This is a genomic window from Novosphingobium meiothermophilum, from assembly GCF_003171715.1.
Taxonomy (GTDB): domain Bacteria; phylum Pseudomonadota; class Alphaproteobacteria; order Sphingomonadales; family Sphingomonadaceae; genus Novosphingobium; species Novosphingobium meiothermophilum.
In genome coordinates, this window is record NZ_QGHL01000008.1 from 195,416 (window position 1) to 214,446 (window position 19,031).

Below are 19,031 nucleotides of genomic sequence, written 5' to 3' on the forward strand. Positions count from 1 at the left end.
GCGCTTACCCGAACAGGATGGTGGAAAGCCTGCGCCGGGTGGCGGAAACCCAAGGGTCCTCAAGGCCCACTGCCTCGAAGATCTGCAATAGTCTGGCCTTGGCCGCGCCCTCGTTCCATTCGCGGTCAGCCGCGATCATCGCCAGCAGCTTTGCCGCCGCCTCGTCGCGATCGCCAGCGGCATAGAGCGCATTGGCCAGTGCCAGTTGCGCGTCCATGTTGCCCGGCTCTGCCGCGGCGGCTGCGCGCAAGGCATCAAGCTCGCCCGCAGCGGGGGCATCCTCGGCCAGTGCCAGCGCCGAACGGGCCTGCGCCAGCACCGGGTCTGCGGCCATCTTGGGATCAAGCGAATCGAGCACGGCCCGTGCCTCGTCCTTCTGCCCGGCGGCAATCAGCGCGCGCACCAGCCCGGCGTGCGCCTGGGCATTGTCGGGCGCGATTTCGATGATCTGGCCAAATACGCTTGCCGCGCGTTCGCCGTCGCCTTCTGCCAGAATCTCCTCGCCCATGGCCAGAAGCGGGGTCACGTCCTGCTGCTCCGCGCCTGCCTCGACCGGCAGCTTGGCAAGGATCTGGTCGAGATACTGCCTGAGCTGCGTTTCCGTGCGCGCGGGCGTCAGGTCGGCAACGGGCTGCCCCTGGAACATGGCATAGACGGTGGGGATCGATCGCACCTGGAACTGTGCGGCGATGAACTGTTCCTCATCGACATTGACCTTGGCCAGCACCACGCCCTTGTCGGCATATTCGGCGGCGACCTTTTCCAGCACGGGGGCCAGCGCCTTGCACGGGCCGCACCATTCGGCCCAGAAATCGAGAATGACCAGCTTGGTCATCGAGGGTTCGACGATATTCTTGCGGAAGCGGTCAACCGCCTTCTGTTCGTCCAGGCTGAGCCCCATGCTGGCCAAGGTCTGTCTCCGTCGGAAGTGTGATGCGTTTGGCGTTATGGCGCACAATGTGGGGACAGGACTGCGTTCGGCAAGGGGAAACGGCCAATTGCCTCCGATTGCACAAAGACTTCGTGGCGGGTGCATTTTTGGTGTTGCGCTTCGCCCGACTCATCGGTAGAGGCCCCCACACCCCAGCCGGAAGGGACCTTCTCCCCCGGCCAGAAACGCACGAGCGGGCGTAGCTCAGGGGTAGAGCACAACCTTGCCAAGGTTGGGGTCGAGGGTTCGAATCCCTTCGCCCGCTCCAGTTTCCTTGTAAAGGCAACGGGTTATAAGGGTCGCCGCGAGGCGGCCTTCGTTGCGTTGGGCCTTGGGGAGCAGGCGGGGGAGCAGATTCACGCGCATTCATGCCTAAGAAACTTCCACCCGCAGCATTTTTCGGTGCACGACGTCTGGTTATAAAGACCTTCGGCACGTCGTCACAACGCCAAGGGACCACACCATCCGCGCGGCGAGGAGCCACTCGACGCCGTGCAACTCGCACGTGGGTTAATTGCCAAAATAAACGGATCAGTGTGGACCGCGATAAAAGTTCCTGCCATTCTCCCCGCGAAACGAATGGCATAGGGATATGGCGTGCAAACGGTCGAGGATGCTCAGTCTTTGGTTACAACCCGCAACGATATTGTTGCGGGATTTCGGTGGCAAGAAGAAGAGAAGGCCCGGCGCGCCAACGAATTTCACGCGATAGCGCTTCATTTTTGCGCGTCGGCAGGCCGTATTCAGTCGGTTGCAACCATTATTGGCGATGCCCGCCTATATCAGTTCGCTTTGGGCGCTTGTGCGCTTTCTGCAAAAGGCGCGAGGCAATTAGGTGCCGAAGTCTGCCGACAGATCATCGAGGCCACAATCGACCTGCAACGGCTTACCGACGCGGCATATGTAGCCGAGTTGGAGAGGCGATATCTACTTACCTGCGGCGATGCGCTGGGCGGCTCGATGCGAAACGCAATTGGGCAACGCGCCCAAAACAAGCTCTCGGACTTTGTCTGCCAATACCTTGCCGAAGGGCAGATTCAAGCACGAGTCACCCGCAATGCGGGCGGCAAGATCACTGAGATTTCTTGGGCGAACCGAACTTTAGCCTTCGACAGAAAGCCGCGTTTCATCAACAAGAACATAGACTTCATTCTCATGGACGCGCCACGGTTTGCGGCGGCGACGCTTGAACAACCGCAAAGACTGATTGCATTCGGGGAGCTCAAGGGCGGGATTGATCCCGCAGGTGCCGACGAACATTGGAAAACGGCCAGAGCCGCACTGGATCGTGTGCGTCAGGCCTATGCCGACAGGCAATTAGCGGCACCGAGCCTATTTTTCGTAGGGGCCGCCATAGAGCAGTCAATGGCGGTGGAGATTTTCGCCCAGCTTACAAACAATGCTCTCACCGCTGCGGCAAACCTCCATCATCAAGGACAGTTGGCGGAGTTAACGCAAATCCTCACTGACCTTTAGCTGGGAAGGCGTTCCCAGATATAGACGCATTTCCTCAGTTCGGAGCGCCCGTGCAGCTTCATCTGTTGGGAACTGTTGCCCTTGCCCATCGGCAGAATCCATATCTTCTCACAACGGAAGCCGAGCTCCTCTGCAAATGCGGAGAGGATGCAATCAACCGGTAGGTCAAGTCCATTATAACGCACGTTGTCATTGACCAGATAGATGCGCCCGCCGGGTTTCATCACGCGGGCTAATTGGGCAATATGGATGGCCATTTCGGTGAAATAGCCGCGCACCATCTTAACAATGCCAGTATTGTTCAGCGCGCCTGCGGCTGCTTCGCCTTCCAAGAATCTGATGCTCGCTTGGATCGCGTCGTTTGCTTCAAACGCTGCCACGCCTTTACCGATGGCCGAGTCAGACACGACCCCTTGCAAATCTTTAGGTCGATTTTCGACGGTGCAGCTTAAAAGTGCCTGACGGAGCCTCCTTATTTCCTCTTCGGAACATCCGAGATACGCCAATTCCAACGCATATGTGCGCGTATAGTCGTAACGGTTGCAGTAAGGCGGGGATGTGACAACCAGATCAACCGATGCGCTTTCAATTTTTTCCAGCGCTTCAAAATTGCTTCCTTCAAACAATGTGATGTTTGAAACTGCCTGTGACGGGTTCAGCTTTGAAAGAAGGTCATCACTTCCTTTGCTGAGGTCGTATAATATCGACTGTGCTTTGGAAATAATAGCTTCATCGAACGTATATATTTTGCCCTTGTCGAACTTCCCACGGACTTTAGACCTAGGAGAACGATAGTCCCAGCGGAGATATTGCCCATCCTTCCGTGTATAGCTTATTTCCTCAAGAATACTGTATGATAAGAAGTCGCAGAACTGCTTCTTGGGTTGCGGTTGCTTGGAGACCCAAAACCTATATCGCGCCAAAGCGTCGTCGGTTTCTGGCCCAAAGGCATCTTGGGTTATGCGAAGGTGCGAAAAGCTGATCCGCCCATTCGTCCTTTCCCAAGGACGGTCCTCAATGATTTCATGCATCCACGCTGAGATTTCGGCTGGCTCAACCCCAAAAATCGCCTGCCTTAAGCGAATAAAATTGCTCCCTACCGGCAACAGCTCGATAGCGGTTGCTGCAAGGCCACGCTCGTTAGCAACAAAACAAGTCGCGCCAGTTCCTGCAAATGGATCTAGTACGTTCGCCGTACCCGATACGTTGGAATGTTCTATAAAATACTCAATAAGAGGCTTAGAAAAACCCTCACGATATTTGAACCAACGGTAAAATGGCTCAGACTTGTTTGCTTGAAAGCTCACAAGTGAACGGCTTAGGTCCCGGTTTATTTCTAACCGATCAGCAAACTTTTCTTCAATATCGGCGACCGCTTCACGGGCAATCGTACGAAGATGAGAGCCGTCTTCCGCGACTGCCTTCGACGGAGTCAGCTGTCTGCCTTCCAACTGGATCACGTCCGCGTCTTCAAAATCCAGCCTCATACCAATGCCACGATCCTCCTTTGTTCCTGTTAACTCTTAGCCGCGATCCGGCTTGGTCACAAACATCTTCTTGTCGCCGTTTACTGCTCGTCCCATAAGGGCGACCGAAGCCGCCACGCACGGCTTCCGGGGCGTAGTAACCCCGAACGTAGACGGTTGGGCTGCCCGGTGCAGTCCGCACATCCCTGACCCTTATGGTCGGGGAGCCTGCGACGTATGTCCAGGGCTTCCCAGCCTAAAGGTCGTAGGGACCGATCTACGTCGGTTTACTAACTCCCCGATCACCAAGGATCAGGTGTGAAGTCGATGCGGGGGCGCACCGCCACCGACTTCCGGGGAGAACCGCGATGCCCAGAGGCGCGCGGCATGTGGAAACCGGCATATTGCGTCCGGGCGAATGGGGCTGCGCGCTGGAGACGGACGGCGGCGGGATGTGGCAGCTCGACGTCGCGGGATCGGCGCGGCGCTATCTCGGCAGGCGCGTAACGGTCGAGGGAACGCGGTCGGGCTTCGACCTGCTGGACGTGCATCGGATTTGTCCGGGCAACCGACTGGCGGAACGGTCCAGCGGCGGCTGGTCGGACCTACTCCGACGCTTCGGCTTCCGCTAAGGCCTCGGCCTCCCGCGCACGGGCGTAAGCCCAGGAAAGCTCCCCGCCATGCAGCGCCAGCGCCTCGTCGCGGGCGTCCAGATAGGCGAGGTGTTTGATCGGGTCTGGCCGGAGCATCGCGATATCCGCTTCCGGCGGCTCGCATCCCCGACACAAGGCGGCAATCACGCGCGCCAGCGTCCGCTCCCGCTGCGCCGCCGTCTCCCGCGCCAGCCACTCGTCCGCCGTCTCCGGGGCGGGCCGGGCATATTTGGCGAGGTAGGCGTCGGCGAGCAAGCGGGCGATGGGATCGTCAGCCATCCGCCAGCGCCTTTAGCGACCGCGACGCCTTGGCGATGGGCGCGTTGCGGAAGGCCATAACGCCGCCCAGCCGCTTCACGATGGCGCTGCCCGCGCTCGTCACCCGCTCGATGGCCGCGTCCGCCGCCTCAAGCTGCGCGCTATCGACCGGCGCGAACGTGGCGGCGGCACGGGCGCGGATCGTGGCGTGCATCGCCGGGTCGATGCCGCACAGGAAGGGCGGCGCGTGCAGCACGGCGGCGACCGTGGGCAAGTCGCCCGCCCCGATGGCGTCCATAACGAACTTCGCCCGCGCGGCGGGCTGCTTCATCGCCTTTATGTGCGCCCGGACCTCGCTGGCGAGCGCCAGCCCCTCCGGCGTGCGCCGCGCGGGCGTATCCAGCGCGTTCGCCACGCGGCCCGCCAAGGTCTCGCGGTAGCGGTTCAATTCTGCCACGCGGCGATCAACGGCGGGCGCGACGCGATCCAGCGCGCGTTCCGCCGCCGCGATAAGCTCTTCCGTGTTTACGACGCGGGTGGACCTGCCGTTCACCATGCGAATGTCGCCGACAATTTCCGTGCCGCCTCCCTTCGCGGCGGGATGCTGCCGACGAACGGCGGGCGGGGCCATCGCCTGCAAGGCGCGCTCCGCGTCGTTCAGCCGCCCGAAGCAATCGTAGCAGAGGCGCAGCGCCTCGCGCGCCGACGAATATACGGATACGCCCAGCGTGTCGGGCCGGTCGAGCGCGCGGCCTAGGCCCAGAAGGCTGTCGGGATGCATGTCCAGCGGCACGTCGCCGCGAACGGGCGTGCCTTCGTCAAGGGTTGCGGTCATCGCGTAGTCTCCTTTCAATACCAGCCATAGGTGCGACCGCTGCCGACGCGGATCGCCGCGTGCATCACCGCGTAGCGCGCGGCGTCCGCCGCGTGGTCGGGTCCGGTGGTCAGCACGTCTTCGGGGCGCGAGGGGTCGCGCTCGATAAAGGGCACGGTCTGCCAGAAGTAGCGGCAGCGCCCGGTAATCCACATTCCGGGGCGACCATTGTTCTCCTTGGCATTGTGCAGGCGCTCGCGCATCGCGGCCCAACCGGCGATCCGCTCCTTGCGGGGGCGCTGCAGGCTGATGCCGTGGCGCGCCAGCACGTTCAGCAGCGTGTCTTCCAGCCCGCGCGCGTCGTCGCCCACGCCATGCGGATGGACGCCCCAGCGTCCGCACATCTCATGCACGGCCTCGGCCAGCTTGCCCGGCGGCCAGCCGAGACCGACATTCGGGTCGTTCGGCTCGACCGTCGCCAGCTCGTCCAGCAGGATCAGGCTGTCCTTGGGAAACGGGCCGATGTCGCCGGGCGCTTTCAGGCAGACATAGGTAACGGACGGCGCAGCGCTGCCCCAGTCCATCGCGAGGAAAGGACGCCAGACCTTGCGGCTAATCGGATAGGGCCACGCGACGGGCAGCATATGCACGCGCTCGTCCAGCGTGCCGCCGAAGAACGCACCGCGCGCAATGTTCCAGTCGCCGTTAAGCCATGCCCGCGCCAGCTCCTCGTCGTTACCGCACGCAGCCAACAGGCGGCGGCGATAGTCCTGCTGGTCCACATGCGGGTTGTCGATAAAGGTGGAAGGGCAATTTACCCATGTCTCGCCGTCCGCCTCGTAGGGATGCCACGCCGGGGCGCGGGCGATGTAATTGTGGTGGATCATCGCGTGCAGCGGCCCGCCGGGATTGGCGGTGCGGACCTCGCGCAGCGGCACGCCCTCTTCGGCCCGAAGGTTGGACTTCAACAGGTCCACCCAGCGCCGGTCGCGCAGCAAGCCGAACTCATCTACGACAAGCAGGGTAAAGCTACGACCCTGGAACTTCTTGTAGGCGTTCGGGCCGTCGAGCTGCCCGCACTCGATAATTGCGCCATTGGGCAGGCGGAACGTATGCTCCGCGCGGTTGTGCCGGACACCGCGCCCGTAGGCCGACGACAACAGTGCCTCGAGTTGCTCTTCCAGTTCCTGTACGGCCTTGTGCGTTTCGCGGACGATAAGGGGCCGCGCGCGTTCGCCGTGCTTCTCCACATGGCGCAGCACCAGCAGCAGCGCCGCCGTGGACTTGCCGCCGCCGCGCCCGCCAGCCAGCAGCAGGTTCCACTTCTCCGGCACCGACAGGACGGTGCTCTGGTAGGGCGTCGGGGTCAGCGCGACGGTCATCCCGGCAGGACCTCCCCGCCCACAGGAAGGGGGGAGGGGCATGAACCGGCCTCCCCGGCCACGCGGATCGCGCGCAGATAGGCTTCGGGCGTCTGGCTGTCAGGCAGGTTGATGGTGATGTTGGCGCGCGCTTCCGGCGCGTCGCCCTCGCGCCAGCCCAGCCGCGCCTTGGTCAGGTAAATGGCGGCGACGACATTGCCGTTGCGCGCCTGCGCCAGCAGCAGATGCGTCAGCTCGTCGCCCAGCGCCGCAAGGCCGCGCTCGAACGCCTCGTCCACTTCCGGCACGCGGCGGCGCATGTCGGTCATGGTCTTGCGGTCCATGCCCAGAGCCTTGGCGATGCTGCGCTGGTCGTTGCCCGCCGCCGCCAATGCCTCGATGGCCGCCAGCCCGGCGGGCGTTACGGTAATCGGCGCGGTCTTGCCGCGACCGGCGCGGGTAATAAGGGCGGGGGCGTTGCTCACCCTGCCAGAACTTACCCCTGGGCAGGGTATGCGCTTGGGGGCTAATTAACTGCTATCGCACGGTTTTCTGCGGCCAAAAGCCCAGCGGGGGAGCCGTCGGGGAGCAGCTCTTTTTTACGGGGGGAGCGGGGGTTTGGCGGGCATTTCGCCCAAAGGGGGAAGCGATGCCTACGCCGGGCGTCCTACCCGACGCACCGACCCGACGCGGCGGCGGCCCCTGTATTTCCTTAGGTTTACTTCTCTTAAGTCGGGAACGTCGGGTAAGTCGGGTAAAGACAGCAAACCGGGCGACAGTGCATAGCACCGGTCCCGCCCGCCTCTCTGGGCATCGTTATCCGAACAAGCGAACAGAGGCGACTTACCCGGCGACCCGGCGCGATACGCCGCAAAACGCTGGCAATGCAGGCGAAATTGCGCGTCGGGTTAGCGCGTCGCGTCGGGCAATTTCCCGCCGTTAGAACGGAACGCCGTCACCGGGATCGCGCTGCCGGGTCTCCAGCCCCCAGGTCGCCACATCGGCAGGCCATTCGACCTCGCGGCAAAGGCTGGCCTCCCAGCGGCGGCGGCATTCGTCCAGGGGCGGAAGCCAGAAGCCGCGATAGTCGCGCCGGGCCGCGCCTTCGCCCAGCTTAATGCGGCAGGACTTCGCGCCCTTGCCCGCCAGCACGCGCAGCGCATCGCCCAGCGCCTTCTCGTGTTCCGTTCCCAGCCGCGACGCCTCCTGCAAGGCACGGGTGGAAACGAATACGAAGCCGCGCGCATCGTCGGTTGCGTGCAGGCCCGGCACGTCGCCATCGCGCAGCATGTTGTGCACAACGAGCTGGGGCCGGGGCAGGCTCAAGTTCTTCTGTTCCTGCAAGGCCGCCGTCTTCGGGCGGTCGCGCACATCCCATACGCCGGTTTCCAGCATCTTGCACCAGTGCGCCCCGCGCAGCCAGCGGAACAGCGCGATCTTGCCGCCGTTACGCCACTCGTCCACGATGTCGCCGAAATATTCGCCGTTCTGGTTGTTCGGCCCGGCGTCCACGTTCAGCACCAAATAGCGCCGGTCGTCCACATCGGCCCGGACCACATGCTCGTCGTTGCTGGCGATAATCAGGCGAAACAGCTTCTTCGCCATAAAGCCGTCCACGCCCTTCGGGTGGATAAAGATTTCGTCGTCGGTAATCAGGGTCTTCAGCGTGGCGGCGTGCTGGCGGTTGCCGGCGAAGAACGCCTCGTCCGCGAATACAACGCACTTGTCCTGCAAGTGCCGGTTAAAGCTGCCCGTCAGGTGGTCCGGCTTGTCGAGCGTCAGGGTGTGCGGCGCGAAGAACTCCATAAACAGCTTGGCGAAGATCGTCTTGCCGGACCCCTGCGGCCCGCGCAGGACAAGGGCGACCTCGCAGGTGCGATGCGGGTTCTGCAAGGCGTCAGCCATCCAGCCCAGCAGATACCAGAACACCCGGTGGTCGCCGCCGCACACATTGTCGCGCAGGTGCGCGAGGAAAAGCGCGCATTCCGGCGGCTCGCCGGGGCTGTCGTCGGTCACGTCATCGCGCACCGGCCAGCCCCGCCAGAGGTTCAGCGTGTCGGTCGGCACATCGGTAACGCCCGGCAGAAATTCCGCCCGGTCGAAGCGCGGAGTGCCGGGATCAAGCAGCCATGCAGGCGCCAGCGGCACTCGCTTCAACTCGCCCGTCTTGGGGTCGAGCACGGCCATGTAGCGGTCCATGTTGGACGTGCGGAACGCTTCGGGCGACTGGATCACCATCTGCCCGTCGCGCGCCCAGTGGATTACGACCGGCTTGTTGCCGTAGTGGCGCACGAACGCATGGTGGTTCAGCTCTTCGGGCACCTGGCCGTGGGTCCACGTCTCGCGGTGCCATGCAGCGATGCGGGTAAGGCGCGTCACCTCGGCCTCGACTGCCTCCCGGTTGTCCATCGGCACGTTAAGCGCGAGGCCGGGCAAATCTCCCTCGGTCAGCGCCCAGCGAAGCTCGGCGGGCGACAGATGGGCGATCTGGCGAACCAGCCAGACCGGATCGCTGGGGCCGTGCAGCAGCCGCGTCTGTATCGCGGGATGCAGCTCCGTCTGCCAAGCATAGGGGTTGGCGGATGGCGGCGCGCCGTTATTGATTGCCGGGCGTTCGGGCTGGGAGTTAGAGTCTTCCGGCATGGTCCTTTTCCTCCATCGGGCTGTGCGGTTGGTTGCAGAAATCCATCGGCCCGCGCCTTTCCTCCGGCGCGGGTCGCTTGCTATGCGGCGGGGCGATTGTCGCGGGCGGCCACCGCGCGGCGTCCCTGTTCGGCGCGGCGCTCAGCGCCCTCGCGATCTTCGCGGGCGCGCAGCCGGGCGTCCATCCATGCGGCCACCTCGCTCTCTACGAAGGCGACCTTCTGGGTGCCCAGCGGCACGGGGCGCGGGAACGCACCTGCCTTTATCTTCCGGTAAATCTCGGTCTTTGACAGCGCCACGCGCCGCCGGACCTCCGCCATTGTCATAAATCGTTCGGTCATCGCCGGTCCTCCAGTTGTTGGAACTGGTGGGGAGTATGGCGATGTCAGCGAGACGATATTTGGGGTCTATTTGTCCTGCCGCTTTTTGGCGCGCCGCGCTCGGCGTTCGCTTGCCTTTTTCAGGTTGGTGACATTCTCAATCGTGTAGCGCTCGTCGAGGTGCCGCACGATTTCCCAAACGAGGCGGGCGGCAGGATTGCAGCGCCCCAAATCATAGGGCCGTTCAGGTTTAAGGTGGTCGCGCCCGTAGGTTGGGTTAAAGCCCTTTCCGGGCAGTGTGGTCCGCCACCAACGCTCAACGTAAACGAATACGGGATGCAGCGGCGCGATGGGCGGCGGCGCGCCCGGCCTTGGCCCTTGCTCGCTCGTATTCCAGTTGGTTAGCCGATTGGCGCTCGCCTGGCCTACGCGGCGGCCATAGAAGTGCGTCCAGAACGCATCCCAATCATCTTGCCCGTAATCGCTATATTCGGAATAATCGTATGGCGACGGGTCGCTGGCGTCGTCCAGGTTATCGTCCAGCCGCCGCGCCACGGTTGCAAGGTTGCGCGCTTCCCAATCATCGCGGCACACATTGTATATCTCTGCCGTTTCCGCAAACAGGCGGCAAAGGGATTCATGGTGCATCGACAGGTCCATACCGCGCGACCGCTTACGCTCGTCGTCCAGCTTCACATCGGTTGCAATCAGCGCGATTGCGTGGCGGGCGATCTCTGCAAATGCTCGCCAGTCGTAGCGCGGCGGTTCCCACATCTCGCCGTCAGCGATCCTGTCCTTCATGGCCTTTGCTCGCGCAATTCCTCCCATCGCTTCGAAATCGCGCGGTTCGTAACCGCCAAATTTGTCGTCCGTCACTTCACCAGCCCCATAATATGGTCGGCATAGGCCGCCAGCGCGGCCCGCTTTTCCGGCAGATAATCGTGCTTGTTATAGGTGCGCTGCAAGCCCGACTGGGCATGGCCCAGCACGGCGTCCCGTACTTCCTGCGCGAAGCCCAGCCGGGCGAGGCGGGTTTCGCAGGTGCGCCGCAGATCGTGCGCGGAGAAGTGCTCCAGCACGGCTTCCGGGTCTTTCCGCATCTCGCGCAGCGCGTCGGTCGCCAGCTCGCGCAGCTTGGTCATCGGCTTGTCGCCCAGCGCGGATGCCTTCTCGCCGCCGGTGGTGGAGAACAGGAAGGGATTGGGACCGTTCCAGCGGGGAAGCCCCTCGACCAGATCCCACGCAGCACCGACCAGCGGCACGATATGGCCGCGACGGCTCTTAAACCGCTCCTTCGGGATGGACAGCCACCGCTCGGCGGCATCCACTTCGGACCAGCGGGCATCGGACCAGTCGCTCTTGCGCTGCCCGGTCAGCAGCGCGATCCGCGCCAGATGCCCGAAGGGGTAGCCCATCTTGCCGGTGGCCGTCCAAACTGCACGGATTTCCTCATCGCTCAGCGCCCGCTCCTTGGGCTGCAACGTCAGGTCGCGCCGCTTCATCCCCGCCATCGGCGAGGCCGCGACAAGCGACTTCTCGGCGGCGTAGTTCAGCAGCCGCGACATCATCTTGCGAACCTCGCGCGCCGTGCCGTGCTTGTCCGCCGCGACCAGCTTGTCCAGCAGCTCATGCACATCGGCCTGCGTAATGTCGGCGATGGGGCGGTTGCCCAGCGAGGGCCATACATGGTCGCGCAGCACCTGTTCCATGCGCGGCCACGTCTCCACCTGCTTCTTCGCCAGCTCGATCATGCGCTGGGATACGGCCTTTACGCTGTTGGTGTGGCGGGCCAGATTGGCGTCCTGCCTCTCCGGGCGAGGATCGCGCCCGGCCATCGCCTGCGCGACGATCTTGCTCGCCTCTGCCCGCGCCGCTACGACGCCAACCATCGGATAGGCACCGATGGTAATGCGCTTCTGCGCCCCCTTTAGCGGGCGACCGGTGGGCGAGACGCCCCGTTCGCCCGGCACCTTGTATATTACCGACCACGATTTCAGGCCGGTCTCGCTAACGCGCAGCAGCAGCCCGCGCTGCACCGTATCGCCGAACTCGCGGCGGCCAGACCGGGGCGCGGCCATCCGCGCGACGCCCTCTTCCGTAAACGTCCTCTTCAATGCGCTCGGCACCGACAACCTCCTCTCGGTCGGGGAGCATCCGGGGAGCAGAAATGGCAGTTTTCCGCCGGAACCGACCGGAACAAAACGTGCCCAACGCTGCCGAGGAAGGCAAGCGATTAGATTGTCAGTATTTTTCCGGCTGGAACTGGTGGGGCCGTTTCATCGACCCCTTGCCAAGGTTGGGGTCGAGGGTTCGAATCCCTTCGCCCGCTCCAGTTCATTCCGACAAGCCGTGCAGTCTTCGGAGGCGACAGGCGCCGGCTTGCGCATGTTTCCCGCCAACTTCCTGCTTGCATCTGGGGTGGCGAAGGCGCTAGTCCTTGCATTCGCATTTTCTAATACATGAGCGAATGGAGCGAGAGTCTTGCGTCGAATTGTGGCCGTGCTTGCCGCGGTGGGTCTTGCGGCATCGGTGCCCTGCCATGCGGCGGGGCCCACGGCTTTTCCGGCCATGTCCGAAGAGGCGCTTGCGCCCAAGATTGCGCCCAAGGGCTATGACGTTACCGTCATCGTCTTTTCCGATTACGGCTGCCCCTATTGCCGCAAGCTGCACAATACGCTGACCCAGCTTCTGGAGCGCGACAGGCGGGTGCGGGTGGTCTATCGGGATTGGCCGATCTTTGGCGGCGCATCGCTGCTGGCCGCACGGGCCGCCATTGCCAGCCAGTGGCAAGGCAGGCACGCGGCCTTCAATGCGGCGCTTTTCGCCCAGCCGGGCCGCTTGACGCAGGAGTCTGTCGAGGCGGCGGCCAAGGCTGCGGGTCTGGACTGGAACAGGCTGCTGGCCGACATGAAGGCGCGTGCGAAGGAGATCGACACGGTCATCGCGCGCAGCAATGCCGGCGCACAGGCGCTGGAGTTTCAGGGAACGCCCGGTCTGCTCATCGGCACCAGCCGTCTGGGTGGGGCAGCATCGCTCAGCCAGCTGATGGAGGCGATTGCCGAGGCGCGCAAGGCGGGGCAGGGCTGATGGGGCCTATCGGGATGGGTTCCGGCCTGATGCGCAGGGCAATGGCTGCGGCGGTCGCGCTGGTGTTTCCGGCCATGATCGCGCTTGCCGCGCGAGGCGCTGCCGAGGCACCGCCGGGCGTTGCGGTGCCGGTGTGGCAAGTGCCCGATGTGGCCACGCTGCCCGATGATGCCTGGGGCCGCACCGTGCGCCGCGGGCATGATCTGATCGCGCGCACAGCCGCGCTCATCGGCCCTGAAGTTGCCGATCCATCGCGCCGCATCGCAGGCAACAATCTCAACTGTCAGAGCTGCCATCTCGAAGCGGGAACCTTGCCCTATGCCCTGCCGCTGAATGCCGCATTCGCGGACTTTCCTCAGTATCGCGGGCGATCGGGGAAGGTCGATACCATCGAGGACCGGATCAACGGCTGTCTGATGCGCAGCATGAACGGACGCGCCCTGCCGCCCGGCGATCCGGACATGGTGGCGATGGTTTCCTATCTGCGGTTTCTGGCGATGGGCAAGCCCATTGGCGCAGACATGCCGGGACGAGGCTTGCCGCGCATGGCCGAGCTTGACCGCGCGGCCGATCCCATGCGGGGCAAGGCGGTTTTTGCCGGGAACTGCGCTTCCTGCCACGGGGCAGACGGGCAGGGGCAGCGGATCGGCCAGCCCGGCGACGCGCAGGGCTATCTCTTCCCGCCGCTGTGGGGGCCTGACAGCTACAACGACGGCGCGGGGATGGCCCGGCTGATCACGGCCGCCAACTTTGTTCATGCCAACATGCCGCAGGGCACAACATGGGAAGCACCCGCGCTTTCGGTTGAGGATGCGTGGGATGTGGCGGCCTATATCAACAGCCAGCCTCGCCCGCATATGGCCGGGCTGGAGGCCGACTATCCCGTGCGCCGCGAAAAGCCGGTCGATACGCCCTATGGGCCGTGGCCCGATGCGTTCACGGCCGAGCAGCACCGGCTGGGGCCATTTGCCCCCATCCGGGCCGCGCTGCGCCCGCAGGCAGGCACGGCAGCCCCGGCCGCGCCGGTCCGTTCCCCGAACCCGCATCCTGACTGGAGTGCATCAATGAAGCCCCTGCGTCTCCCCTTCCCGCTGCGCCTGATTGCCTGTGCTGCCATCGGCTTTGTGGCTGGCGCCTTGCCTGCCAGCGCCCAGCCCAATTCCCGCCAGCATCCGTCCGAGGCGATGGATGCCAGCCGCTATGTGTTTCAGCGGGTCGTCTATCAGAACTCTGGCGGATATCCGGATGATCGCAGCTATGCCCAGCGCCTTGTGCGCAACATCGGCGCGCATCTGGCCGCCACCGAGGGCAAGGTCGAGATTCGCGTGGTCAGCTTTGCCGGGGGCGCGAAGCTATTCCTGATGGCAAAGGAAGATGCCGAACTGGCCAAGGCGCTCGACGGGCTACGCGCCAAAGGCGTGCGCTTTCTGGTGTGCCGCAACACGATCAATGCGATGAACCTGAAGCCAAGCGACCTTTACGGCGTGACCGATGCCGACATCGTGCCGAGCGGTGTTGCCGAAATCGCCCGCCTGCAGGGCATGGGTTTCGTGTACATCCACCCCTGAGGGGCGGGCTGCCTCGCACTCAGGCGGTTGCAGGCGACGCGAGGATTTCGGCCAGTTCGGGCAGGTCGAACAGGCGCGCCCAGTTTTCGGGTTCGACGAGTTCGGCCGTGCCTGCGGGAATGAAGTGGAAGAACAGGAGATCGCAGAAAGCTCTGGTTCCGGGCTTTGCCTGCGGAATGGGATCGCGCCAGTGCCACTGGCTTGGGCCGGAAAAGAGCAAGGCGTCACCCGGCTCCAGCGCCACGGACTGGATCCTGTGGGCCGATCGCCCTTCCTTCACCGCGATCCAGTCTTCGATCAGCGCCTCGCGCGATTCGGGCCAGGGCATGATTTCGGTGAAATGGATTGGCCAGGGTTCGCCCTGATCGATGCACAGGTCGAAGGTCCATTTCGCCTGCGGCGTATCAAGATGCGGTTCGCAAACGCCGCGCTTCAGATACATCGACAGGAAATTGTAGCACGGCTCCAGCGCTTCACCGGCCAGTTCTGAAACCATCGCGGCAATTTCGGCCTGCATGGCGGTGAAGGGCGGCCAGTCATGCACCACCAGACGGCCGAACTTCTGCGCTTCGTGCAGTTCCAGACTGTCGCGCGGGATGGCGGAGATGGTCTCGCGCATCTCGCGCAGACGGGCTTCGTCAAGATAGCCTCGCAACGTCTTGACCTCGTAGGCAGGATCGGTGCGGAACACGGCCATCGCCGCCTCGAACTCTGCAAGGCGCCCCGGTGCGACTTTCGCGATGATCGCGCGCGCATCGAAATACTTTCGCAGCCAGATCGAATCATACCAGCCGAACGCGTGCGGCGTGGGTTCCGATGGCGGCGCGGTCTGTGCAATGGTCATGCAGGCAGCTTATCAGGGGGCGCACGGCGCGTCACCGGGATTTGATGACAAGTCCCGATATGATCGCCGTCACAGCGGCGGCTGTCGGGCCAAGGCTATTGACCTCATCCGGTGACGCTGCAATGCAGCAAAAATACTAAGGTGATGCCGCATGGCGTGCTCTGTGCCGCATCGTCTCGTGCTGCGGCTTGTGCCGCGCGCCATCGCGCAACCGGGAGTGACAAGGCTCGTGACGGTAACGACAGCTGATGCCGCAGGCAAAGCGCGCAAGGGCATCATCCTTGCTGGCGGATCGGGAACGCGGCTCTATCCGTTGACGCGGGGGGTGTCGAAGCAGCTCATGCCCGTTTTCGACAAGCCGATGATCTATTATCCTCTCAGCACGCTGATGCTGGCAGGCATCCGTGATATCCTGATCATCACCACCCCGGAGGATTCCGCCCAGTTTCAGCGCGTTCTGGGTGATGGCGCGGATTTTGGCGTGGCCATCAGCTATGCCGTGCAGCCCAGCCCCGACGGGCTTGCCCAGGCCTTTCACATCGGTGCCGATTTCGTGGCTGGCGGCCCCAGCGCACTGGTTCTGGGCGACAACATCTTCTATGGCCACGGCCTGCCGGAACTGCTCAAGAACGCGAATGACCGGACCTGCGGCGCCAGCGTCTTTGCCTATCGCGTGAACAATCCGCAAGCCTATGGCGTGGTCGCCTTCGATGCCGATGGCCGTGCCGTCTCGATCGAGGAAAAGCCCGCAAGGCCGCAATCGAACTATGCCGTCACCGGGCTCTATTTCTATGACGAGACGGTGGTGGACCGCGCGCGCGATCTCAAGCCTTCGGCGCGAGGCGAGCTTGAGATCACCGATCTCAACCGGCTCTACATGGACGAGGGCCAGCTTTCGGTCGAGATCATGGGGCGCGGCTATGCCTGGCTAGATACGGGCACGCACGGATCGCTCCTGGATGCGGCAACCTATGTGCGCATTACCGAAGAGCGGCAGGGGCTGAAGATCTGCTGCCCCGAAGAGATTGCCTGGCGGCAGGGCTTCATCGATGATGCGCGCCTTGAAGCCATTGCCCAGCCGCTGCGCAAGTCGGGCTATGGCGAATACCTGCTGCAATTGCTGGCGCACAAGGGCCGGATCTGAGGAGCGCCATGAAGATTATCGAATGCGCGATTGCCGGCCCGCTCATCATCGAGCCAAAGGTGTTCGGCGATGATCGCGGCTTCTTCATGGAAAGCTGGAATGCGGCCGCCTTTGCCGAGGCGGGCCTTGATCTTGCTTTCGTGCAGGACAATCACAGCCGCTCGCAGAAGGGCGTGCTGCGCGGGATGCACTTCCAGAATCCGGGGCCTCAGGGCAAGCTGGTGCGCGTGGTGCGCGGCGCGGTGTTCGATGCCGTGGTCGATCTGCGGCGTTCCTCGCCCACGTTCGGGCAGTGGACAGGCGTCGTGCTTTCGGCCGAGAACAAGCGGATGTTCTGGGTGCCGGAAGGCTTTGCCCACGGCTTCCTGACACTGGAGGACGATACCGACTTCCTCTACAAGTGCACCGCCCCCTATGCCCCGCAGCACGAAGCCAGCCTTGCCTGGGACGATCCCGATGTCGGCATCGCCTGGCCGCTTGAAGGGATCGAGCCGAAGCTTTCCGCCAAGGATGCTGCGGGCGTTCGGCTGGCCGACGTAAAGGCATTCGCGTGAAGAAGGCGCTGGTCACGGGCGTGAGCGGCCAGTTGGGCAGGGCGCTGATGGCCACCTGCCCTGATGGCTGGGAATGCGTGGGGCTGGATCGCGCCATGCTCGATCTTGCCAATGCCGATGCCATCATGCGCACGGTCGATACCCACCAGCCCAATCTCGTGCTCAACGCGGCGGCCTATACCGCGGTCGACCGGGCAGAGAGCGAACCGGATCTGGCCCATGCGATCAACGCGGGCGCGCCTGCGGCATTTGCCCGTGCGCTGGCAGGATCGCGTGCGCGGCTGATGCAGGTTTCCACCGATTTCGTGTTCGATGGCACGAGCGGGCGCGCCTACCTTCCCGGTGATCCGCGCAATCCCCGTTCAGTCTATGGTGCCAGCAAGGCAGCCGGAGAGGATGGGGCCGGGGACTTGGCAATCATCGTGCGCACAAGCTGGGTTCATGCAGCGGGCGGGGCCAACTTCGTGCGCACCATGCTGCGGCTGATGCGCGAGCGCGAGACCTTGCGCGTCGTGGCGGACCAGATCGGCTCTCCCACATGGGCCACCGGCCTTGCGCAAACGCTCTGGGGCCTTGCCGCAATGGATCGTCCGGGCATCTGGCATCACCGCGATGCGGGCGTTGCCTCGTGGTATGACTTTGCCGTGGCCATTGCGGAAGAGGCGCATCAGCTTGGCCTGATTGGACGAGTGCCCGAAATCGTGCCGATTGCCACGGCCGAATATCCCACCCCTGCAAGCCGCCCCGCGTTCTCGGTGCTCGACGTTTCAGCCACGCGCGCGGCCCTTGGCGATGGACACGTCCACTGGCGCACCCGTCTCAAGACAATGCTCAATGAGGAAAAGGCCCTTGGCTAATCTGCTTGTCACTGGCGGTGCCGGTTTCATCGGCGGCAATTTCGTGCACTACTGGGCGAAACATCACCCGGACGATGCCATCGTCGTGCTCGATTGCCTGACTTATGCGGGCAACCGTTCGACGATCACCGGGGTCGAGCAGGCCGAACTGGTCGTGGGCGACATCCGCGACACGGCGCTGGTGGAAAGGCTCCTGCGCGAACGGGGCATTTCCACGCTGGTGCACTTTGCCGCGGAAAGCCATGTGGATCGTTCGATCACCGGGCCTGATGCCTTCATCGAAACCAATATCCTTGGCACCAACAGCCTGCTCAAGGCTGCGCGCAAGGTCTGGCTTGATGAAGGTTCGGGAAGAGACCATCGCTTCCACCACATCTCGACCGACGAAGTCTATGGCTCGCTCGGCCCCGACGATCCTGCTTTCAGTGAAACCACCCAGTATCAGCCCAACTCGCCCTATTCGGCCTCAAAAGCTGCCTCCGACCATCTCGTGCGGGCATGGCATCACACCTTCGGCCTCAATACCACCACCACAAACTGCTCGAACAATTACGGGCCTTATCACTATCCCGAAAAGCTCATTCCGCTGTTCATCCTCAACGCGCTTTCGGGCAAGCCTCTGCCGATCTACGGCGATGGCATGAACGTTCGCGACTGGCTCTATGTCGAGGACCATTGCCGCGGCATCGAAGCGGCCCTTGCCAACGGCAAACCGGGCGAAACCTACAATATCGGCGGGGGCGAGGAACTGCCCAACATGGCGGTGATCGATCGCATCTGCGCCGAAGTGGACCGCGCCTTTGCCGAGATCGATGGCCTTGCCGAACGTTACCCGGATGCGCCCGCGGCGAAGGGCCGCAAGACCAGCGAACTGAAAACCTTCGTCGAGGACCGCAAGGGTCATGACCGGCGCTATGCCATCGACGAGACCAAGGCGCGCACCGAACTGGGCTATGTGCCGCAGCACGATTTCGAAACGGGCCTTCGCGGCACGCTCCGCTGGTATCTCGACAATGAAGCGTGGTGGCGGCCCCTGCTCAAGCCGCAGGGCTGAT

At 63.5% G+C, this 19,031-nt stretch carries 19 protein-coding genes and 1 tRNA gene; 9 read left to right on the forward strand and 11 right to left on the reverse strand.

What is annotated here, in order from left to right; genetic code table 11:
• Positions 1-4: 4 nt before the first annotated feature.
• On the reverse strand, positions 5-901 hold the full coding sequence (locus DKM43_RS09480) for a tetratricopeptide repeat protein (protein ID WP_109798256.1): 897 nt from the start codon (positions 899-901) through the stop codon (positions 5-7).
• Positions 902-1,124: 223 nt separating this feature from the next.
• Here DKM43_RS09480 and DKM43_RS09485 point away from each other — a divergent pair.
• Positions 1,125-1,199: transfer RNA gene (locus tag DKM43_RS09485), tRNA-Gly, on the forward strand.
• 329 nt (positions 1,200-1,528) lie between these two features.
• Complete coding sequence (locus DKM43_RS09490) at positions 1,529-2,407, forward strand: AvaI/BsoBI family type II restriction endonuclease (protein WP_109798257.1); 879 nt, start codon at positions 1,529-1,531, stop codon at positions 2,405-2,407.
• Here DKM43_RS09490 and DKM43_RS09495 read toward each other — a convergent pair.
• Positions 2,404-3,894, reverse strand: a complete 1,491-nt coding sequence (locus DKM43_RS09495) for a restriction endonuclease (protein WP_109798258.1) — start codon at positions 3,892-3,894, stop codon at positions 2,404-2,406. The two genes, DKM43_RS09490 and DKM43_RS09495, sit on opposite strands and share 4 nt — an antisense overlap.
• A gap of 347 nt (positions 3,895-4,241) precedes the next feature.
• Here DKM43_RS09495 and DKM43_RS09500 point away from each other — a divergent pair, with 347 nt between their 5' ends.
• Entirely contained in the window at positions 4,242-4,505 is a 264-nt protein-coding gene (locus tag DKM43_RS09500; protein WP_201739825.1) for a DUF5818 domain-containing protein, read from the forward strand.
• Here DKM43_RS09500 and DKM43_RS09505 read toward each other — a convergent pair.
• From DKM43_RS09505 to DKM43_RS09540, 8 genes are all read right to left on the reverse strand, one after another.
• On the reverse strand, positions 4,479-4,805 hold the full coding sequence (locus DKM43_RS09505; protein ID WP_109798259.1) for a hypothetical protein: 327 nt from the start codon (positions 4,803-4,805) through the stop codon (positions 4,479-4,481). The two genes, DKM43_RS09500 and DKM43_RS09505, sit on opposite strands and share 27 nt — an antisense overlap.
• Positions 4,798-5,619 (reverse strand): hypothetical protein, encoded by an 822-nt coding sequence (locus tag DKM43_RS09510; protein ID WP_109798260.1) that lies wholly within the window; start codon positions 5,617-5,619, stop codon positions 4,798-4,800. Before DKM43_RS09510 ends, DKM43_RS09505 begins: the two co-directional genes overlap by 8 nt.
• Before the next feature lie 14 nt (positions 5,620-5,633).
• Positions 5,634-6,980: a terminase large subunit domain-containing protein gene (locus DKM43_RS09515; RefSeq protein WP_161554063.1), complete on the reverse strand. Its 1,347-nt coding sequence runs from the start codon at positions 6,978-6,980 to the stop codon at positions 5,634-5,636.
• On the reverse strand, positions 6,977-7,444 hold the full coding sequence (locus tag DKM43_RS09520) for a hypothetical protein (protein WP_109798262.1): 468 nt from the start codon (positions 7,442-7,444) through the stop codon (positions 6,977-6,979). Before DKM43_RS09520 ends, DKM43_RS09515 begins: the two co-directional genes overlap by 4 nt.
• Before the next feature lie 454 nt (positions 7,445-7,898).
• Positions 7,899-9,602: a primase-helicase family protein gene (locus DKM43_RS09525; RefSeq protein WP_109798263.1), complete on the reverse strand. Its 1,704-nt coding sequence runs from the start codon at positions 9,600-9,602 to the stop codon at positions 7,899-7,901.
• A gap of 80 nt (positions 9,603-9,682) precedes the next feature.
• Positions 9,683-9,943, reverse strand: coding sequence for a helix-turn-helix transcriptional regulator (locus DKM43_RS09530; RefSeq protein WP_109798264.1), 261 nt, complete (start codon positions 9,941-9,943; stop codon positions 9,683-9,685).
• Positions 9,944-10,009: 66 nt separating this feature from the next.
• Complete coding sequence (locus tag DKM43_RS09535) at positions 10,010-10,798, reverse strand: hypothetical protein (protein ID WP_109798265.1); 789 nt, start codon at positions 10,796-10,798, stop codon at positions 10,010-10,012.
• Positions 10,795-12,000, reverse strand: coding sequence for a tyrosine-type recombinase/integrase (locus DKM43_RS09540; RefSeq protein WP_109798266.1), 1,206 nt, complete (start codon positions 11,998-12,000; stop codon positions 10,795-10,797). Before DKM43_RS09540 ends, DKM43_RS09535 begins: the two co-directional genes overlap by 4 nt.
• A gap of 403 nt (positions 12,001-12,403) precedes the next feature.
• On the opposite strand from DKM43_RS09540, the gene DKM43_RS09545 reads away from it, so the two are divergent.
• Complete coding sequence (locus DKM43_RS09545; RefSeq protein ID WP_236632487.1) at positions 12,404-13,009, forward strand: DsbA family protein; 606 nt, start codon at positions 12,404-12,406, stop codon at positions 13,007-13,009.
• On the forward strand, positions 13,009-14,577 hold the full coding sequence (locus tag DKM43_RS16665) for a c-type cytochrome (RefSeq protein ID WP_109798267.1): 1,569 nt from the start codon (positions 13,009-13,011) through the stop codon (positions 14,575-14,577). The genes DKM43_RS09545 and DKM43_RS16665 overlap by 1 nt, the downstream gene beginning before the upstream one ends.
• A 19-nt stretch (positions 14,578-14,596) precedes the next feature.
• Here DKM43_RS16665 and DKM43_RS09555 read toward each other — a convergent pair whose 3' ends face one another.
• On the reverse strand, positions 14,597-15,421 hold the full coding sequence (locus DKM43_RS09555) for a hypothetical protein (protein ID WP_109798268.1): 825 nt from the start codon (positions 15,419-15,421) through the stop codon (positions 14,597-14,599).
• A gap of 151 nt (positions 15,422-15,572) precedes the next feature.
• Between DKM43_RS09555 and rfbA the strand changes: the two genes are divergently transcribed.
• From rfbA to rfbB, 4 genes are read left to right on the forward strand one after another with little or no spacing between them, the layout of a single operon-like run.
• Positions 15,573-16,565: a glucose-1-phosphate thymidylyltransferase RfbA gene (gene rfbA / locus DKM43_RS09560; protein WP_236632488.1), complete on the forward strand. Its 993-nt coding sequence runs from the start codon at positions 15,573-15,575 to the stop codon at positions 16,563-16,565.
• Between the two features lie 8 nt (positions 16,566-16,573).
• Complete coding sequence (gene rfbC / locus DKM43_RS09565; protein WP_109798269.1) at positions 16,574-17,119, forward strand: dTDP-4-dehydrorhamnose 3,5-epimerase; 546 nt, start codon at positions 16,574-16,576, stop codon at positions 17,117-17,119.
• A complete protein-coding gene (gene rfbD / locus DKM43_RS09570) occupies positions 17,116-17,976 on the forward strand; it encodes a dTDP-4-dehydrorhamnose reductase (RefSeq protein ID WP_236632489.1) in 861 nt (286 codons plus the stop codon). The genes rfbC and rfbD overlap by 4 nt, the downstream gene beginning before the upstream one ends.
• Positions 17,969-19,030, forward strand: a complete 1,062-nt coding sequence (rfbB, locus tag DKM43_RS09575; protein WP_109798270.1) for a dTDP-glucose 4,6-dehydratase — start codon at positions 17,969-17,971, stop codon at positions 19,028-19,030. The genes rfbD and rfbB overlap by 8 nt, the downstream gene beginning before the upstream one ends.
• Position 19,031: the final 1 nt, after the last annotated feature.